This is a genomic window from Methanolobus bombayensis (assembly GCF_017873415.1).
GTDB lineage: Archaea > Halobacteriota > Methanosarcinia > Methanosarcinales > Methanosarcinaceae > Methanolobus > Methanolobus bombayensis.
Genome location: NZ_JAGGKD010000002.1, coordinates 332,558 through 351,692 on the forward strand (window position 1 = coordinate 332,558; position 19,135 = coordinate 351,692).

General features: G+C 38.0%; 12 protein-coding genes. 2 read left to right on the top strand and 10 right to left on the bottom strand.

Going from position 1 to position 19,135, the window contains the following annotated elements; translation table 11 throughout:
* Positions 1-3: 3 nt before the first annotated feature.
* From J2746_RS03805 to J2746_RS14950, 5 genes are all read right to left on the bottom strand, one after another.
* Entirely contained in the window at positions 4-3,744 is a 3,741-nt protein-coding gene (locus J2746_RS03805; protein WP_209616537.1) for a DUF6079 family protein, read from the bottom strand.
* 13 nt (positions 3,745-3,757) lie between these two features.
* On the bottom strand, positions 3,758-4,240 hold the full coding sequence (brxF, locus tag J2746_RS03810; protein ID WP_209616539.1) for a BREX-3 system P-loop-containing protein BrxF: 483 nt from the start codon (positions 4,238-4,240) through the stop codon (positions 3,758-3,760).
* 139 nt (positions 4,241-4,379) lie between these two features.
* Positions 4,380-6,596 carry a DEAD/DEAH box helicase gene (locus J2746_RS03815; RefSeq protein ID WP_209616542.1) on the bottom strand — a complete coding sequence of 739 codons (2,217 nt, stop codon included), beginning with the start codon at positions 6,594-6,596 and terminating at the stop codon, positions 4,380-4,382.
* Between the two features lie 97 nt (positions 6,597-6,693).
* Entirely contained in the window at positions 6,694-9,753 is a 3,060-nt protein-coding gene (locus J2746_RS03820; protein WP_209616547.1) for an ATP-dependent helicase, read from the bottom strand.
* A 36-nt stretch (positions 9,754-9,789) separates the two neighbouring features.
* Complete coding sequence (locus J2746_RS14950; RefSeq protein WP_209616550.1) at positions 9,790-12,321, bottom strand: tetratricopeptide repeat protein; 2,532 nt, start codon at positions 12,319-12,321, stop codon at positions 9,790-9,792.
* 362 nt (positions 12,322-12,683) lie between these two features.
* Here J2746_RS14950 and csa3 point away from each other — a divergent pair, with 362 nt between their 5' ends.
* Positions 12,684-13,283: a CRISPR-associated CARF protein Csa3 gene (gene csa3, locus J2746_RS03830; RefSeq protein WP_209616553.1), complete on the top strand. Its 600-nt coding sequence runs from the start codon at positions 12,684-12,686 to the stop codon at positions 13,281-13,283.
* A gap of 91 nt (positions 13,284-13,374) precedes the next feature.
* Here csa3 and J2746_RS03835 read toward each other — a convergent pair whose 3' ends face one another.
* Positions 13,375-13,812 carry a hypothetical protein gene (locus tag J2746_RS03835; RefSeq protein WP_209616556.1) on the bottom strand — a complete coding sequence of 146 codons (438 nt, stop codon included), beginning with the start codon at positions 13,810-13,812 and terminating at the stop codon, positions 13,375-13,377.
* Positions 13,813-14,444: 632 nt separating this feature from the next.
* Here J2746_RS03835 and J2746_RS03840 point away from each other — a divergent pair.
* Positions 14,445-14,582 (top strand): hypothetical protein, encoded by a 138-nt coding sequence (locus J2746_RS03840; protein ID WP_209616558.1) that lies wholly within the window; start codon positions 14,445-14,447, stop codon positions 14,580-14,582.
* Between the two features lie 17 nt (positions 14,583-14,599).
* On the opposite strand, the gene J2746_RS03845 is transcribed toward J2746_RS03840, so the two are convergent.
* The 4 genes from J2746_RS03845 to J2746_RS03860 all read right to left on the bottom strand — a co-directional run bounded on the left by J2746_RS03845 (position 14,600) and on the right by J2746_RS03860 (position 18,979).
* Positions 14,600-15,016, bottom strand: a complete 417-nt coding sequence (locus tag J2746_RS03845) for a hypothetical protein (protein WP_209616561.1) — start codon at positions 15,014-15,016, stop codon at positions 14,600-14,602.
* A 326-nt stretch (positions 15,017-15,342) separates the two neighbouring features.
* Positions 15,343-16,557 (bottom strand): tyrosine-type recombinase/integrase, encoded by a 1,215-nt coding sequence (locus tag J2746_RS03850; RefSeq protein ID WP_209616564.1) that lies wholly within the window; start codon positions 16,555-16,557, stop codon positions 15,343-15,345.
* Positions 16,558-17,022: 465 nt separating this feature from the next.
* Complete coding sequence (locus J2746_RS03855) at positions 17,023-17,556, bottom strand: hypothetical protein (protein ID WP_209616567.1); 534 nt, start codon at positions 17,554-17,556, stop codon at positions 17,023-17,025.
* 88 nt (positions 17,557-17,644) lie between these two features.
* Complete coding sequence (locus J2746_RS03860) at positions 17,645-18,979, bottom strand: RNA-guided endonuclease InsQ/TnpB family protein (protein WP_209616570.1); 1,335 nt, start codon at positions 18,977-18,979, stop codon at positions 17,645-17,647.
* Positions 18,980-19,135: the final 156 nt, after the last annotated feature.

Here is a 19,135-nt window from a genome sequence, read left to right on the forward strand (position 1 = left end):
TCCTCATTCCAGCACAATACGTACCTTATTCGGATCCTTGCCTTTTGTTAAATTATCCACATAGTCATTGAGCATGCTTTTGAGTTCAGCAGGGCTTACGGGTCCTATTTCGGTCATTTTCTCGATAAACTCTGATTTTTTTACTGGAACTTTTTGCAGGCCGGCCAGAACAGTTCTGACTATCTGTATGAATTCATTGTTCAAAGGTTGAGGCAATTCTCCTTTAGAAATAAAATCCTGAACAAGCTTCTTGTCATCATCCTGAAGAAGCTGATTCACATTATCCTGTGTCACAGGGTCTTCCAGATTGTTCAGAAGTGTTGTGGTCCATTGCTCAGTTATCTGGTCCAATTGCAATTCCATTTGATTCAGGAGATTTGATGCCTGTACTTCACCTTCTACTGATGGTTTGAATTGACAATGTGGGCACATCGGACTTGAGACAAGTTCCTGCTCTGTAAGATTAAAACAACTCTTCAGTCCTGCCAAACGATTCTGAAAATCAGTCAGTTGCTGCTTTGGCATCAGGTCAATACCTGCCAGCTTAACTAAATTTTGCAAACGTGTATCATTCATCAATGCTGATTTCTGTTTGTCGTCATTGACACCCAGACGTGACTTGGAGTGTAATGTACTGTAAATATTGATGTAATCCTGCTTAAGCTGCTGCAGTTTTGTGTTTATTGTCTGAGATCGATTGGATAATTCAGAGAGCTTTGCCTGTTCTAGATGTATCATGACATCATTACGTGTAGCTCTCAAGCGATCCACCCACTCATGCTCGGAAGGAAGTACTGTTTCTGCAGTGGTCAACCATGATACAATGCTACTTTGATTCATTACGAACTCACGTAAGGATTCGAGTTCATCCAGTGCTTGAACAGCATTTTTATGAGAAGAGACTTCTTGAGCACTGTAACTGAAATTCTTAAGTTTTCCTGGTGTTGAATAAACCTGCAATGATTCAAAGAATATTTTTGCATCCTCTATCCCACTTGTCTGGTTGGCCAGTTCAGTACCAATAAGCAAGTTCTTTCCCCAGAAAGATACACCTTCTTTCAGTACTTGTTGTGCCATAACAAGACGAGTGACAATTTTTCCCACTGCATCCTGAAGGTTCTGCACAGGCTCATCCTTTCCTTGGGTAAGGAGTAGAGCCATTCCTGGTGACATGTCCAAAAGCTCGAAAACTGCCTTAAGTGCAGGCATGTTCCAGTCTTTTGGCTGTTCAATATGCTTGAACCTAATTAGTTCATCCATGGAAGCAGCAGCCAATTGTTGAAGTCCTGTAGCATCGAATTTTTTACCAGGAATAGATAGTACAATATCACCAGAATGTACAAGTGCAGCAAGAACAACTACTACCCATTCAGGTTCAAGCCTTGAACCTCCTGGATTCATATATTCAAGTCCATTGTCATCGAGAATTATCTCGCTACGGTTAACAACTTGTCCATGTCCTTTGGATTTGAATGTCTCAAGGATAGAATTCGCATATCTAGAACCATGTGGATCTGTCTTTTCCCCATCCAGCAGTTCCAGAGCATCCAGAACAGCAACAGCCTGTTTTGTCCGGCTCTGGCCGGCAATAGCCCTCAATGCATCCTGAGCAGCCTGCTGTCTATTGTTTCCTGTAATCATTACTGAGAATATTGGATAATCTGGAGCCTGATCTGCAAAGTGTGGTTCCAGACATACACCTGCAATAGTATTGACCATATCGCGGAAGTTAACACTCTCATGTGAAGTTAAACCAGGCAGACCTTTTATTGACTTTCCTTTTGCCCACTCGGCCATCAATTTAGTTCTTCCCTGATATGTAATCTCAAAAGCATCAGTCATATGTTTCTGCAGCCATTGTACCAGTTTCTTCAGGAATTCATTCGCTTTTGACTCATAGGTTGCTTTAGCATGTCCCGAAGATGTAGATGCAAGGTCTAAAGCTGCAGCATACCCTTTTAAGGCAGAATGGAAATCTTCATCTGTTCCTTTCAGTCGGAAAAATACCTCATCAGAGTTCTTTTCATTTATGTAACGCGTTAATTTATTACTGTAATCAAAAACCTGAATAAAGTACAGATAAAAATCCCTCTGAGGCACAGCAGTGGAACGCTCGTCAGGTGAACCGAAGAAGAGATAACCTGTCCGTGCTGCCCTGTGCTCCCGCCATTCAAGTTCATGTTGCCATATCTTATATCCAGTAACATATGTTGAATCTGTAGATTCCATCACCCGCTTAAGTGCTTCATAGTAATAGCGGTCAAGTTGTGACTCCTCAAGACTTTCAGTCCTCTTTTCTATTAAAGCATCAAAGTCATCCGTCTTTTTTAGATCAAGGTAAAACTGATGGTTTTCTTGGTTGAAGGAAATAAACTGTCCACTTACGGTCTTATGTATTTCACGTAGGACCGTTTCCACATGGGTTTGAAGATCTTTTTCGAGGTCATCCCCACCCATCTCAGCAATCATAGGTTCAAAAAGTAAAAGACTATCACGCAATTCCTCAGCCGTGGCACCAAGACTTGCATATATGTCGCCTGTTGTAAGGCGGTGCACAGATAGAGCATGTATCAAACGCAAAGCCATAGGCTTATATTGCGGTCGGGTAAACGCCTGCTGTATACGGGATTCTAATACCTGACTACAATCAACCACTGCTCTTATTTCAGGAATTGAACGGAATGATGAATTCTGCTTCAGTGTATCCCAGTAACTGTCAAAAGATATAAGCCCAGGATAATCCTCAGGGACCTCTTTATCCATAATCGATTTCATTTCTATGGAAAGTGTTTTGAGTACTTCACGTTTCTCTATTATTTTCACACGCTCAAAGGTATCAATATAATCTGGGTGTACTGGGAAAAGACGGACAAATTCATCCATCCTTTCATTAAGTCCACCATAGAACTTGGCAAAAGGAGTCAGATATTCACGAATCTGTGCCTGCTGATCAGTTGTTTTCTTAAGTAAACGTTCAGAAACGACAAATTTCACATCACTACGTGCAATTACAACCTGCTCAAAACGATCCTTCACTCTGCGAATACTGTCAGCTACAAATGCAAAACGTGGACTATCAAATATAGCTTCCTGCACACCAGCCATAAAGCGGAAACGTAGGTCTTTACAAACTTCACCAATTTCCCTCAAAAAATTAAGATCAAGCATTAGTTCCTGATCTTTACGTGTACGTAAATAGTCTAAGAGTTCATCCACAACCAGGAGCAATCCATGATCTGGGTATACTTGGTGAAAAGCTGTCATCATTTCTTCGAAGGCAGTTTTATGGCTGATCACTTGACCTGCTTCAGGAAAAACATAATTAACTTGCAACTCCTCAAGTTTTTCCTCAAGTATGGCTATCAGAATATCACGTAATGACATGATAGATGAGCCAATTTCGGTACGAATAACTTTGAACCTGCCAGCAATCTGTTTAGCAGAATCAGAAACATCCCCATGGTTCAATGAATCTAACAAAGAATCGTCTTCAGCAAGGCTGGATATTACTGACATCAAGTGAGACTTACCAGTACCATAATTACCAACAACCAATATTCCTTTATTATCCATGGGTTGATCAAATTGTAATTGAGGAATAACAAGATCAGTAAGTCTCTCTGCCATTTCATCTGAAATTACATATGTATCAACTAAATGATGAGCTGCATTGGATTTGTCAGCATCTCGTAGCTGAACCACCGATTCAATTGGATCGAATTGGATAAGATCTTCATATTTCATGTTTTACCTACCATTAGTCATTATTGTTGCCGTTTTCCATTTCCACGATTAATATATCGTCTATATCATAGCTTCTATACTCTGCAAGACCGGGTTCAGCATATATCAGCTTTCCATACTCTAAGTACCCATTCCAGGATGCTATAATGACGTGATTTCTTGAGATTTTTTGCAGGATTTTGAGAGGATCTGTCTTTAATTTTCTATCAAAAAGAATCTCAAGGTTGTCCAAAACCTTAATTGAAGGATTTTTACTGATAACATCCATTAAAATATCAGAGATACGAAGAGAACGTTGCTTTGGTGTCAACTCAATTAATTGTTCCGAAATACTCAAATTAACGTTAATTACTGGTACACCAAGTTCTTCTGCAACATCTTTAAGAACAGCCGTTTTACCTGAGTCTGATTTCCCCACTAACAGAACAAGCTTGTGATAAAGATCATCTGCATCTTTTAGATATCGTTTTAACTCGTTTTGAATTGTGTGTACCATATTTTCTCCGCACCATTACTTAAACTCATTAATTATTTTTAAATTTGTCTATTTTTTAATTATAAAACTGCCATTTAAAAATGCCTTAAATGAATATCTTCATTGTTAATGCAAAATTTCATAATTTTGCGTAGTAATATTAGGTAATCCTCCTCGCTTCTAAAATTGATTTCAATTTATCAGGATCTCTTCCAGAAATAAGCAACAACCAATGATGACCTGGAATATTGACCATTGAATCATTACCATGTGCAATTCTCAATAATTCAAGCCATCTGGCATCTGAAATATATTCATTTTCATCTTTAAGCAGATGTATCAAGATCTGACGTGGTGAGAACTCACCTTTACCTGAGCTTTCATCCAATGATTTGATAATATTGCTAGCTTTGATAGTACCAAAATCAGAAGTTGTGATCTCAGAATGCTTTGAGTAGTAGTCATAGATGATTTTTTCCGAAATCAATTCAAGTTCATTAATCTCTGCATTTGATTTATCATAAAGCTCAGCTGAGATTCCCATTTTGGATGTTACCTCTTGGACCCAAGCCAGGTCACTCAGATAACTAAATGAATCCTCTGAATTGATAAAGCTCACTGATCTTGGTAAAGCAACGAAATGATGAAATACAGGTTTTTTATCTGGTCCTTTTCGTAAAACACGACCCATACGTTGCACAAGCTGCAATTTGGTCTTGGCTGAAGAAATATTAATACCAATTTCAGCATCTGGTATATTTATTCCTTCATCAAGCATTCTAGGGGCAATTAGGACACCGCTTTTGCATTTTTTGAACATTTCAAGTTCATATTTTACTTCTTTCTCCTTAAGGCCTGAATGAATCCTATAGGCGTTCAAATCACTTGCCAGTGCTCCATATATTCTTTCACAGGTTTCTATATCCATGGAAAATATAACACACTTTTTGTTTTTACCCTCATTTAATGCCAGTTGGATTCCACTCTCTATTTTAGGGCTTGATTGATGAATGATTTTTCTTCTCTGAAAAATCAAACCAGTTAATTTATTCCACTCTTCAGGAACATCTCTACCTCCGTAGCGTGCCTTTTCCATGATTTGTACAAAATCAGATATGCTGTCAAACTGAGTATATTTTCCATTGGACAGTTCTCTGATTTTTACTGAATAAGTTGCATTGATATAATTCAATACGTTTTTGATTTTCTCTGTAATATTATCAAATTCTCTTTCTTCTGCGATATCTAAAAATGTTTTATGGATATAAAGTTTGAATTCAGGAATAATACCCCTTTCTCTGGCATCCTTTAGTGTGAATTCATACACTGTTTTACCAAGATATTTATCAAGTATTCTCTCACGTTCACCTCCTTCTACAGTAGCTGACAAACCTAGTTTCCACTTAGAAGGAACTGTTAGAGCATTTCTATATTCCTTACCTGCTCCATGGTGGACTTCATCAACAATTAATAGATCAGTTGGATACAAATCTGGATTTTTATATACCGTCTGCAAAGTATTGAACTGAATCCTAAATTTATTCTTAAAAGCTAAATCCCAATCATAATCTAAATTCTTATCAGCTATAAGTCCAAGCTTTTCAATTGCCTCTGCTCTCCATTGATTAAGTATTGCTTTGGAATGGGCAAGAACCAAAACATTCAATTTTCCATGAGTATTGAACAAACGTTCGGCAATCGCAAGTCCAACTAAAGTTTTACCACTAGCAGTTGCCATTTCAAGAATACCTTTTCCTCCGTTTACAAGCCATTTATCCAAGGCTTCGGCTTGATGAGGCCATGGTTTTAGCATCAGCTTAGGCTTAGTTGAAAGATCAGCCAAGTATTCTTGCGGAGCATACAAATTATTAGAGAAATTATCAAGTTCATCACAAGCAATCAACTTAATGAACAGCTCTATTGCAAAAACAGAGCTTCCGATTGAAGAAACTCTATAACAATCATCTATTATGGATGTTTCTTTAATACAATCCATAGATATCTTTTTTAATAAATTTAATTGATGTGTGAGTGAAAAAGGCCTTAGAGTTGAAATGACAGATTTGCGGAAGGCTGAAAAATCATTATTGAAATTAACTGATAATTGAGTGTTAATCTTTTCTCCAACAACGTTAAGAGAGGCTTCAGCCACAAAATTTTCTAACTTTTTGTAATTGGAAGGGTCATAGAAATCTAGCTGTAACACAAAACGGTTATTCTCAGGGTCATATTTGTGATCATAATAACTAAGCAACTCTGCGTCTGCAACTCCAAGTGCTGAAGCAATAGGAATGCCTATTAACTTCTTTTCATTAAAGTATTCAAAAGAAAGATTATCATAATTTCTCATCCACTCTTTTTCATGAGGAAACATCATAGTTGCACACAACCCTTATTACAAGAATTATTAATTAATTGTACAGCCGTATTATATTTATACAAACTATATATTGTTTTTGAGTAGGGTTGGAAGTTCATACTTCATGAAAACCACATATCCCCTTATAATCGCAGAACCTACAATTCGGCTCCTCCCTCACCTCAAAGTCCTCAATCAAAATTCGATCCACTATCTCCCTTACTCTCTCAACAACAGCTTCAACACCTTCTTCACTCACATCAATCAATCTCATCTCAGCAACATCAGGATTCACATACATATGGCCTGCCTGCACAGGTAACCTACCATACTTCTCCTTCACAGCTAGACAGTAGAGTGCTATCTGGATATCTTCACTCAATTTCTTCTTTGGATAAGGATTCTTGTTAGTCTTGTAATCAATGACAATGTAATCCTCATCAGGTGTCCTGTCGATACGATCAATATATCCTCCAAATTTGGCGCCGTCAAGATTCAGGTCGAACCATTCTTCAACCTCAACCGTCTCGTTAGGATTTGCAATCTCAAAGTCCATCCAGAAATCGAGCATTCTTTGCATTCTGTCGTATTCCTGATGTTCCTGAGTTTCTGAACTAAAACCCGAAGGATTCCATCTAGAATCAAGAAGTTCCCTAGCCTTTGAGATATCAGGAGTCTCTCCCTGCATATTTAATTTGGACATTTGTTCATAAACTGCATGCACGTCTGTACCTACCTGGAAGAAGGTCTTCTGTGGCGTTGGTATTTTTAGCACATAGCTGTACTTGAACTTAAGTGGACAATCTTCATACATCCTGATACCAGATGCCGAGAAACGCATGTCACCATCCACAAGAGGAGGTAGCCTTCCATCGACCAGTGCTTCAAGTTCATTAGGTGGCATGGGACTCACACGCAGCAACTCCGATGCATCGAAAGTCTGCAAGTTTCCTTTCTGTTCAAGTTCCTGTATCTGGGCAAGCACTACCAGCGACTCCACAGCTTGCCTGAGCTGGCCTTGTCCCATGTAGATTCTGGCAAGCCTCTCGAACTCATCCTTTTTTCTTTTCAAAACAGAATCTTCAACCAGTTCACACCTTTCCTCACATTGAGGAGCTTCGATAAATTCCACAAGAGAATTATCTGTATATCCAATCTGTTCAAGGAACTCGCTGGGTTTGACACCACGCTTATTGCCTGTGTACCTCTCAGGGAACACCAAATATAACTGCTCCTTGGCCCTTGTCATTGCCACATATGCAAGCCTGCGTTCTTCCTCTAGATGCAGTATCTTCTCATCTGCATCTCGCTGCACACCTTTTGCAAGCTCTGTAGGTACAGTGAACTTCTTGCGTGTAAATCGCAATGGAAGATGCCTTGCAGCCATATCACAAACAAAGACAGCCTTTGCTTCCTTGCCTTTGGATTGGTGTATGGTCATTATCTTAACAGTATTATCATCACTGGATTCTCCGTCCTCTATCTCAAGGTTGAATACCAGATCCAGGTACTCAATAACAGTCTCAAATTCAGAGCCTCCATCGATAAGCTCCAAATCCTCCACCATCTCAATGAGTGAATTAAGGACCCTGAGATTCTTTCTGGACTGAGCGGTATCCTCTTGTAACTGTGAGCGATAGATATCCGTCATATCCATCAGCAGATGCTTGACAGTATCAGATGGAAGATGGTTCTTCTTGTAGCTGGTGAGCTCCTCCAACCTCTCAATAACAGAACTGATAAGAGCTTCCTGGGTAATGCCAGTCTCTTCAAGGTGATGTAAGAGGACTGAATAGATGCCATCTCCCTGAATATCGTCATCTTTACTGAGCTTACGTGCAAGCATATTGATCTTCTGTAGGTTATGCTCGCTCAATCCCTCTCTTCCAAATACCTTTGCAAAGGCAACACCATTGTTGAAGGGGTTTGCTACCACCCGCATGTAAGCTATGGCTTCCTGCACTATAGGAAACTGGTTCAACTGCAGCGATCCTACGTACTCCACCGGTATGAGATACTTACGAAGAGCATCACTGAACTTCTTACCATCGGCACGTTTCCTGGTAAGGATATAGATATCACTAGGATTCAGTCCCTGCTCAGTTACCAGCTGGTTAACCTCCGATGCCACCCACTCAGCTTCACTTGCATCATCAGGCGCTTTCACGACATTAACCTTTGAACCGTTACCATTTGCAGAAAGAATCTCCTTTTCTTCCCTCTCCGGATTTAAGCCAATGAGTTGCCTTGAAAGTTCAACTATCTGTGAAGTGGAACGATAGTTAAGCTCCAGAGCTATCTTCTCAAGGTCAGGATAATATTCCTGTAACTGTCTGATGTTGGAGAGATAGGCTCCACGGAACCTGTAGATACACTGATCGTCATCTGCTACACAAGTAAGATTTTTGCCGTCAGACAGTAAATTAACAAGGTATAGCTGGGAATAGTTAGTGTCCTGGAATTCATCAACAAGGATGTAATCATAGCGATTTCTTACCTTGTTCTTGACAACATTATTGTTCTCAAGCAGCAAGCATGTCTTTGAGATCATGTCATCGTAGTCAAGGAAACTGTTGCTATGCTTGTACTGCTGGTAGTGGTCATAAAACCTAGCAAGATCCCGCAGTTTCAGGAGAGTGTCAACTTTTTCCTCATCCAGTTCTACTTCCGAAGATAACTGTGTATCAACATAACTATGAATGTCTGAAGGCAAGATAAGATGATCATGGAATTGTGAAACACCCTCAAGCAGGCTGTCTATAAGGTCATACGGAGAATGCGGGATTATGATATTCTCAAAACCGAAAGTATCGATATGATTTATGCCCCATACATTCGAATGCTCCTTTGATATCAGCCGGACACTAGAATTTATGCCCAGATCAAAGGAGAATTCTCTGATGATATTATTACAAAACGAATGGAATGTTGATACATCAATGCCACTTCCAGTACCAATAATATTCTCGATTCTTTCCTCCATTTCCCCGGCAGCTTTTTCAGAAAAGGTAAGTGCAAGTATCCGATCGGGTTTCAGACCATTCTCTATAAGGTTGACAACCTTCTCAGTAATTGTAAATGTCTTTCCTGAACCTGGACCAGCTAGTATGAGTGAGGGACCTTCTGTATAGGATACAGCCCTTAACTGGCCAGAATTTAGTTTTGATTCAACCAATCTAATCTCTCCATTTTAAAAACATCTTTACCTTGTCTATACCTTGATTTCCGAAACACATGAGTCTGCCATGAAATCCTCCAAGACCTTGTCTTCATGGCATTCCAAATCCGATACCAGATTCTCATCATAATTTCTGCCAAGTTTCATCAGTACTGTTTGTTGGGAACGGATGACCCTTTCAACATCTGGCTGGATATCAAGAGATCTCTCAAGTGCTTCAAGGGCCTGCTCATATTCACCGGTATTCATCAAAATGACACCTTTGTAATACCATGTTTTTGGATTATCCCTGCCTAATTCAAGAGCTGCTTCAATATCCTCCAGAGCTTCATCATTTCTGTTCAAACCAGACAGCACAAACGCTTTCTTTGTAAGAGCCTTGATATTATAGGGTTCAGATGAAAGAGACCTCTCAAACCAGTGAAGTGCTTCTTCTAAATTGCCCTCTTTGGAAAGGATGTATCCTTTGCAGAACATGGATTCTGCATGATAAGGAGCTATATCCAGAGAACGACTAACTGAGAAGTATGCTTCCTGATATTGGTCCTTTTTGAGGTGGGCTGCAGCTTTCCAGGACCATGCTGAGAAATTATCCGGGTTTAACTGAAGAGCCCTGTCAAAAGCATGAATAGAGTCATAATAATTCTCAAGAAGGAAACAGGATATGGCTTTGTTAGTCCATGCCTCTTCAAAATCAACCCTGAATTCAATTGCCTTTTCAAAGTACTTGAGCGATTCTGCAAATTCACCTTTTCTCATAAGGCAGCATCCCTGGCCAAACCACGTTCTGTGATTTAGAGGGTTAATTTCTAGGGCTTTCACAAAACATTCAAGTGCTTCATCGTATCTTCTGGAATTGAAGTAGGCCACTCCCTTTGCATGACATATACTTGATAATGAAGAACTTTTTTCGGATGAATGTTCAAAGGCCATGAGAGCTTCATCATACTGCCCAAGCTGAAGGTGTGTGACACCTTTATCGTACCATTCCTCTGTGGTTGTAGGGTTGAGACTGAATCTCTTGCTTCCTTTGTTGAGCTCCGATTTGCAGACCTGTTTCCACTTTTCACGTAAATCTACCGCAGTGATATTATCAGGATCAAGCTCAATAGCTTCATTTATATGACTAAGGGCACTCACAAAGTCCTCTTCCTTTGCAAAAGCTTCTGCCAGTTTGATGATATTATCGAGAATAATCTGTGATAGTATCTTAACTGCAATTGCCTGGCCTTCTTTACCTTTGGATGGTTCAAACAACACAGGTATCTCGTTGCCCCATCTGACACTACTTAGCTCTGATTGTAGCCCTTCATCAATGATATCCTTGTGATAGAAATATCTTTCAATGCCTTCTGAATCTCTTATGAAACCATACCCTTCATTTTTGAATGCATAGATGTTACCAGACATGAAGGTAGTTTTTCTGGATTCTGAAGCAATTTCAGGGCACATGTCCTCGGGAATATTTTTCCCATCATCTGGAGGGCTAGGACGAGAACTAACTTTTCCGAGGATGTCTTCATATTCTTCACATGAAATTATGTTAAGCCCGCTAAAAGATGAAACAAGCATTTGGGATATCTGATCTTTTTCAAGATGCACCATGTCCATCAGGGATTTAAGATGCGCAGCTTTTTTATAATCATTTCTTTTATAGAGTACAAAGATAAGGGATCTTATCAAAAGGTTCCAATTATTCCTCATTTCCAGATCTTTATTGTTCAAGTCCATCAGATTATGTTCAACTACCTTTGAAAAAATGTAGAAATCGTTTGCTTTTTCACCAAGTAAGCAAAAAGTTATCCATGCATCAAGGTCCATTGATGGAAGAACAAAATTGAAGTAAATACCAAAGTATCGATAAGCACTCTCCACATCTTGAGCATAAAGCGATGCGCAGGCAGCATTATAGATGAATTCCACTCTATCCTCAGCCAGGAAAGCCTTCATGAATTCAATTGCAGCAGAAACATTGTCATTTATCATGGAAAGGAACATTCCTGCCTTATAATTGAAAATGCCACAGTAAGGATATGCTGCTGCTATGGTTGAAAGCTCTTCAGCCAGATATGACAATTGTGACAAATTATTATTCTTTAGCGCATCCCTATACTGGTTGTTGACCTTTTCCCATGTTTTCTTATGCTCCTGACTGCCAGAGAAATTCAAGTTTGAAGGTAGACAAATATCCATATCCTTCAGTTGGAATGATCCGGTCAGAGTGGAACCTTTATTGAAGTCCATGGTCAGCTTGTTCAACTCGGCCATTAAACCAAGATTTTCTATTGTCTCATCAGCAGTAATAGGTAAAGACGAAACGTTTATTTCGGCGTTGGAAACACAGGGTTTAAAATCAGTAGCAAGTTCAGACTTCACCTCTTTATAGTCTGTTTCCATTTCCCACATGTTTATAGAATGAATATTGATTCCCCTGACCCAGTTTCCATTCCTAACTATAATATAACTGTCTCCTATATCTTCAACGAATCCTTTTACAACCTTACCATCGTTCAGAAACAGAGAGATTTCAAAACCGTTTTTAAGATATTTTTTTAGTTCAGACACACTCTCACCCACATTCAGTATAAATATACTTTGTTCGGATTAAAGTCTTTTTATTTGGTTCTATGAACTTTTATGACGTGAAGTTGATTAGAGATTTATTTCGTTTTTAGTAGGCAGCATTGCCCTATCAATGACATATGCTGCCTTTTTTCCTTTCCCATAGTACCACCTGTTCTCTTACCCGACACATCCCATTCACCAATCAATACACGAGTATTATTGATTAGTGAATGTTTACTATATACAAATTATATCTGATATAAACTTTATGATAGTTATTACGTACAAAACTATATAGAAACTTATAGATAACCGCATCTAATGAAAAACAAATATATACTATTCATTTTAATACAAGAATAATGAACAATTCAACTTTAATAACCACTCTTTACAATCTTGAACCTGTATTGGTTTGTGTAACTCGTCTATCACCTTCAAAAATAATCATTTTAACAGAAGAGAATGCAGTTGACAGGAAAGTTCAGGCCGAAAACACTCTTGAAGCCACTTTTGGAAAGGTAATTGAAATTAAAAAAACAATAACATCGCTCTATGACCCTGTAAGAGTTGCAAAAGATGTTGTAGATATTATTGAAAAAGAACATGCATTGGGTAGGGGTGTTCTGATAAATGTGTCAGGTGGAAGAAAACCTCAAGCCTTCGGTGCATTATATGGTGCCTTTGCAAGAAGTGACATGGTCAAAAAAGTAGTGTACGTTACTGAAGAAGATAATTTCATGATTGAATTCCCTATTTTGAGCTTTAACCTATCACCTACAAAGAAGATGATTCTTGAGATAATTCAGAATGGTAATGTTGCTGTAGAGAATATTGCTGCTACTATAGGTATCTCCAAAGGAATGACATATAATCATTTAAGGGAACTTAAGACCATGGGATATATTTCGGATGATGGTGGGTATTCACTGACAGATTCTGGAAGATTGGCAGTGATATAAGCACAATATGTAATAGCAACGAATGTACTTCTAACGCAAAGAATTGGATAAAAGAAGATATTAGCTTATCTACTCAATGTTGTGGAGATCTTTAACCTTCAATCACTTTTCCATTTTCATCATGGACAACTTTCCACTTTTTTGACATCAACATGTTTTTTGGTAATTCATGAGCTTTCAGGTCAATTGACGCCATAATTTCAGCAGTATTACGCTTTGTATGCGTAAGAGCTTTCATTTTTATAACTGAATAGTAAAACTCTGATACAGGAATTACCTCACCTGAAATACTGGATGTAGGTGCTTCATTAGTAAACTCTTCATCGTCTTGTGAGTCGCTTTTTACACTATCTATTAATAGTGATTTAAAATTATCCGGCAAAACATCAAAATGGATATTAATGGCGTCCATGATGACTGCCTCATCAAGAAATTCAGCATCTTCTGGGCGTATTTGCTTCATAATAATGAAGTAGATATCTCCTCTGTGGATTTCTTCAGCAGTTAATGCGCATTGAGTTATTTTCAATCTAATGTCACCTTATGCTGTATTAGATAAATCTATGCCTTCAAGATATACATGTTTTTCATTTGGAATAACTTCTGTTGTATTGGAGGGAAAAGACCAAAGAGAAAGTTAGCTTTGGAAACATCAGTGCCTTTCAGCATTGCCACGTTTCTATTGCTTCTAGATGTATTCTATAGAATGCCACTATAAAACGTATCACTTTAACGTATCCATATTTCAATTATATAGTGTGCAGCATATCGAAAATTCGTGGTGACAATAAATTCATATACGTTGAAACCATAACAATTTTTTCCAAATGTCCTTGAGATGTGCAAGTTTTAACTTTAACTTTTAATTCATAGTCGCAACGTATGTCACTTTTTGGCAAATCCATATACCTTAAGGCCATAAAATCAAAACTTACATACATTGAAGGGTTTTTTAAGTTATTCAACAAATTATACAACTTTATTTTTAGATTTAAGCTTTAATAATCCTTGTTTAGAAACCTATATATAGCATCAGATGGTAATTTACCATGTTTATTCAAATTCAAAAAATTCAAATGATCAGTTTCTACTGAATGCGATTTCAAAGCGGGAAACTATACATTTGAGCTCAAAAAACTGGAATAGCTTGAAGGTATGAATATGAAAATATCCTCTCATCCATTGATACGGCAACTTGCAGAAATTGACCCTGAGATGCTGCCACTCTTCTCCCCAACGGAAAGGGCGGTCATAGAGACTTGTAAGGACATAGTAGAAAAACAAAATGAAGAGAATTAAAAGGAATCATATGGACTTTATACCAATAAATAAGTATAGAGTTCATATTCTCCCTTTTGTATTTTTGTCCGAATACCCTGCGCTCTATTTTTGTAGTCCATTGTCATACGGAATTTCTTCCCTTTGTTGACTTTTTTGTTAATCGTAAAACCTCTTTTCCACCGATTTTCATATACGTCAACTCTCTTTAAGAGACGAGAACTCAGCTTATATTTGACTTGAGGTCTGCCTCTCTGACCGTTCTTGCGAGGTACCTCCTTTTTGAGTACAAGATATCCACGTCTTCTTTTCTTTGCCTGCTCATAATAGCGGGAATATCTGTGAAGAATCTTATATACGGCACTCCGGTTGACCTTATGTTTTCTATTAGGATTCTTGTTGACAAGCTCGGTAAGCTCATCAACAGTCCTATATTTATTTTCATTGTCCTTCATAGTTTGGAACAACAATAATTTCGCAGCTCCTACCCGACCCCTATAAGAACAATAAATGCATAGTGGATACTCAGGATATTCTTTCTCATATCCGCATGAGGGGCATTTACTTTGCATATATTGTGGCACCCGATAATTTTTTTACTATTATATGTTTAGACAACGAAGGCTGCCTTCATTGCTGTGCAATGAAGACAGATGGAGTGAGTGAAAGCGCTCCGCTTGAATGGACGAAGATGCATAACCATACATGCCAAATTATTACGCACTGTGTGTATTCAATCAATGCGTGAAGCTAGTTGGACATGGTTGCGGTATACATCGACCTATTTTTCCCCAAGAAAGCTTCCCATTTTCTCAGCTATCATTGCCTGAGTTGACGGATTGGACAATAAAAGACTCAAAGCATCAGGAATCTGCTCACTTGCTTTTTCCATTTCCCGAGCCATCTGCTGATCTAGGACAAGACAGCACTGACTGCAGAATCGATCTTCAGGTCGAAGTACATTACTGCATCTTGGACATTGTTTTAACGTGATATGACGCTTATCTTCTATCTTGATGCCATACTTCTCATAGATACGGTCATTCATCTCTTTGTCAGTAAAATTGGCATAGACCTTGAACATCCTTGTGGAACCCTTTGACCAGCCAGCACGATGTTTGATCTCCTGCTCATTGAGGTCATCATATATCCAGTGAGTAATGGCCATATGGCGGAAACTATGAGGGTTCACACGCTTTTTGATTCCTGCTCTCTTCCCAACATTCTGAATTGTAACTCGAAGGCTTTTATAGCTCATAGGCTCATGCTTTTTATTCAGAGTGACCCACAAAGGAGCTTCAGGGTCATCTTTGAAAGGATGTACAGCTATCCACTGATTAAGGAAACCTGTTGACCATGTTAGAGGAATACCTTTTGCCGGAGTTGTCTTATTTGCCATACCGGTCTTGGATAAATAAACCATAGAACCATATTGTGTGAACTCTACATGCTTTATCCTGCAGGAAGCAAGTGCTCCAATTCGCATTCCGCCATCTGCAAGTACAGCAATTAGTGCTTTATCCCTTGGGTGTCTACAAGCTCCCATTAATTTATCGAACTCTTCCTTTGTCAAAAGGTCCGATGGCTGGACAGGTGTATCTAAAGTCTTCAGTTTCAACTTCTGCACCCATTTAGGAGGTTCATCATCAGACATGACTCTGAAGAATTTCTTTGTCACCTTCTTATAGGTCCGCAATCCTGTCTCCTTAAGTTTACGTTCAACCTGAAGATTCAACATAAGTCTGTTGAAATCATCTTCTTCTAAATCCGTGAGAATTGTATCAACACCCATTTCACGCAACCTTTGTGCCATACGAGTGATATAGTTCAGGTATCCTACGATAGTCCCCATTGCAAGATCTTCAACCTGAACTTTAGTTATAAATTTCTCTATAACCATCTTATTTTCATCTGAAATATCTGAGTTTTTCAGCCGTTTCATTCCTTGAATGAAACCAGTATTGAACGAATGCACGTCATCTACATCACTTGTCATAGTATGTAGTACGCAAGATAGGACTATAAAGTTTTCTTTGATAGCCCGTGCCGGGCTATAAAATTTTTTAGATAATCCTCTTATAATTGCGATTTTTTGGCTTTACATTCACAAAAAGTCATATACGTTTCGGCTATTTTATGCGCAACTCAAAGGATGAACTTTAAGCTAAGTTTTCGTTAATTCAGATAAGTGGTTTAAGAACAGCATCAATACATTGTTTTGGTTTTAACACAACTTTAGGATCTTTACGGGAATTATACGTTAGAAATGACATAGGGCGCGGTTTTCACCGCATATAAAGCTATTGGGGGGAGATTACTCTGTGGTTCATTTAAAATTAGAGAAGTACTGAAATTATTTCTAAGTTAAATTTACACTCAAATACTGGAGATTTCTACAGAGCGCAAACTCCATATTCAATAGAATGGAATATAAATACCATAAGTTTCAAACAAACAGTTCTTAACTATAAGTATAGTTATTCTTCAACCCGATTTTCATATTGCTTTTATGGACCAGATTTCCATCTGTATCTTCGACAGATATGTCGAGTTCATACACTGAGGATGGCTTCCTTTGAACTTCAAAGGTTATTGGTTTATCAACAGAAACATCTTCATATGGTCTGTGCTTTCCAGCGGCTAATGTTGTGCCATCTTCCTTTATTTTATAGTCAGCATATAGGTCAATCTTCTGTTCTGGAGTACTAGGAACATATGTGAAGACCAGAAGATCTTCGTAACCGTAGCTTCTCGCAATCAAAAGGTCGTTATCCAGGTCTTCACCACTTCTACTGGCAACCTGGTCCATTGTTGTTGATATACAGATCATTAGCTGGTCGTTATCCAGGTTTTCCTCACTTATTCTGACAACCTGTTCACTGCTCGTCTCGACAGTATTCACAGTGAAGTATAAGTTGCCAATTATGGTGACTGCAGTTAAGACAACAGCCACGGCAATTAAGAATACGATAACCCACTTTATAACTTTGTTCAATTTCTACCACCTCAAATGTCGATTGGTGAACTCCTCCTCCCTGCCAGCCTTCGGCTGTCGAGGAAGGAGCTTCCTACGAGTGTAAGTCTCATTTCGTAATCATTCTGTTGGGAATGATTCCGATCAACAAACCTGTTTGTCGTAGATTATCAATCATTGATTGATAGCTTGTCCACAAAGCATTATGTTTGAAATACCTTAAGAGAATGTTCACGCTACTATTCATATCTCTGTCAAGAATATTACCACAATAATCACATTCATATGTTCTGTAATCAAGTGGCATATTCTTGATAGCTCCACAAATACAACATTTTTTCGAGGTATAAGATTCATCAATTCTTATTACTCTCTTACCCAAGCTTTCAGCTTTGTAGGTTAAGAATTGAGCAAATCGTCCTATATGTCCTGAATTATGAGTACCACGATTGGTACTCCTATCTTTTTTATTTGCTTTAGGCTTCTTTGAAGCCATTTGCTTAACATCAAGTTTACCAATAACGATGGTATTGGCATCCGTATTATCAACTATATTTCTGGTAATTTTATGCTGGTTATCTTTCAACTGATTAGATGATTTCCTTTTCATTCTGACTAAATTCTTATTCAGTTGTTTCCATTTCCTACTTTTATTCTTGCAATTATCTCTTCGAGATTGAATTGATTGAATTTTAGGCTCCCAATACTTGTCTGATCTTTTATTCTTTAATTCCTTGAATTTGCCATCAGAATCAACCATTGTTTGTTTTGAACTACCAATATCAATCGCAAGATAACTATCATTATTACTATACTTTTTTTTAGGTACTTCGTAAGTAATTGAGATGTAAAAATCCTTGTCTTTCTGATAAATATTTACCTGATCAATATCAGTAGCTTTACTGAATATTTGTTTTTCAAGCAAAGTAACAGGAAGTTCAAATTTTAGAGATATTCCAGAAGGATGTTTGTGTGAGAAATCAATGTAGATTTTATCTTGTTGCGAATACTTAATTTCTGGTTTATGAATCCTGGTATCCATTGATTTACTTACAAGAACATTATCATTGGAATCAGTTATACTAAATCCGGATTGATTGTAAATCATTGTAGTGAAATACTTTTTACCTTTGAATCCAGGAGGTCTTGCGTTAATATCTTTGTTCTTTCTCAAGTTGAAAAAAGACTTATAATCGTTGTCAAGACATTTCAAACATCCTTGTAGTACTTTGGAATATACTATATTATAATCAGGAAACCTTTGCTTAATTTCAGGTAATTTATTTTGCTGTTGAATATAACCAATTTTAGTCTTATTTCGATATGCATCCTGACGTTCTTTCAAACCAAAATTATAAATAAGCCTACATTTCTCCGATAGATTCCATAGAACAGATTCCTGTTCTGGAGTAGACTGTATTTTAATTGGTAATGTCAATTGCATAAAAAATACCTGTTTTATATTGTGATTTAAGATTATTTAATTGTTAGTGTTTGATACTGTTTTTTGATTGGTTTATGACGCTTTCATCTCCTACCTGTCGCTACGTTCCGAGGAAGGGGACTTCTCACTTTTGAGTTAAAAATAAGTATTCAGGAA

Excerpts from the sequence above, each read along its gene's own strand:
- J2746_RS03805 (WP_209616537.1), bottom strand. The coding sequence starts at position 3,744 with ATGAAATATGAAGATCTTATCCAATTCGATCCAATTGAATCGGTGGTT.
- J2746_RS03845 (WP_209616561.1), bottom strand. The coding sequence starts at position 15,016 with ATGAAGGACAATGAAAATAAATATAGGACTGTTGATGAGCTTACCGAG.
- J2746_RS03850 (WP_209616564.1), bottom strand. The coding sequence starts at position 16,557 with ATGACAAGTGATGTAGATGACGTGCATTCGTTCAATACTGGTTTCATT.
- brxF (WP_209616539.1), bottom strand. The coding sequence starts at position 4,240 with ATGGTACACACAATTCAAAACGAGTTAAAACGATATCTAAAAGATGCA.
- J2746_RS03860 (WP_209616570.1), bottom strand. The coding sequence starts at position 18,979 with ATGCAATTGACATTACCAATTAAAATACAGTCTACTCCAGAACAGGAA.
- J2746_RS03815 (WP_209616542.1), bottom strand. The coding sequence starts at position 6,596 with ATGATGTTTCCTCATGAAAAAGAGTGGATGAGAAATTATGATAATCTT.
- csa3 (WP_209616553.1), top strand. The coding sequence starts at position 12,684 with ATGAACAATTCAACTTTAATAACCACTCTTTACAATCTTGAACCTGTA.
- J2746_RS03840 (WP_209616558.1), top strand. The coding sequence starts at position 14,445 with ATGAAAATATCCTCTCATCCATTGATACGGCAACTTGCAGAAATTGAC.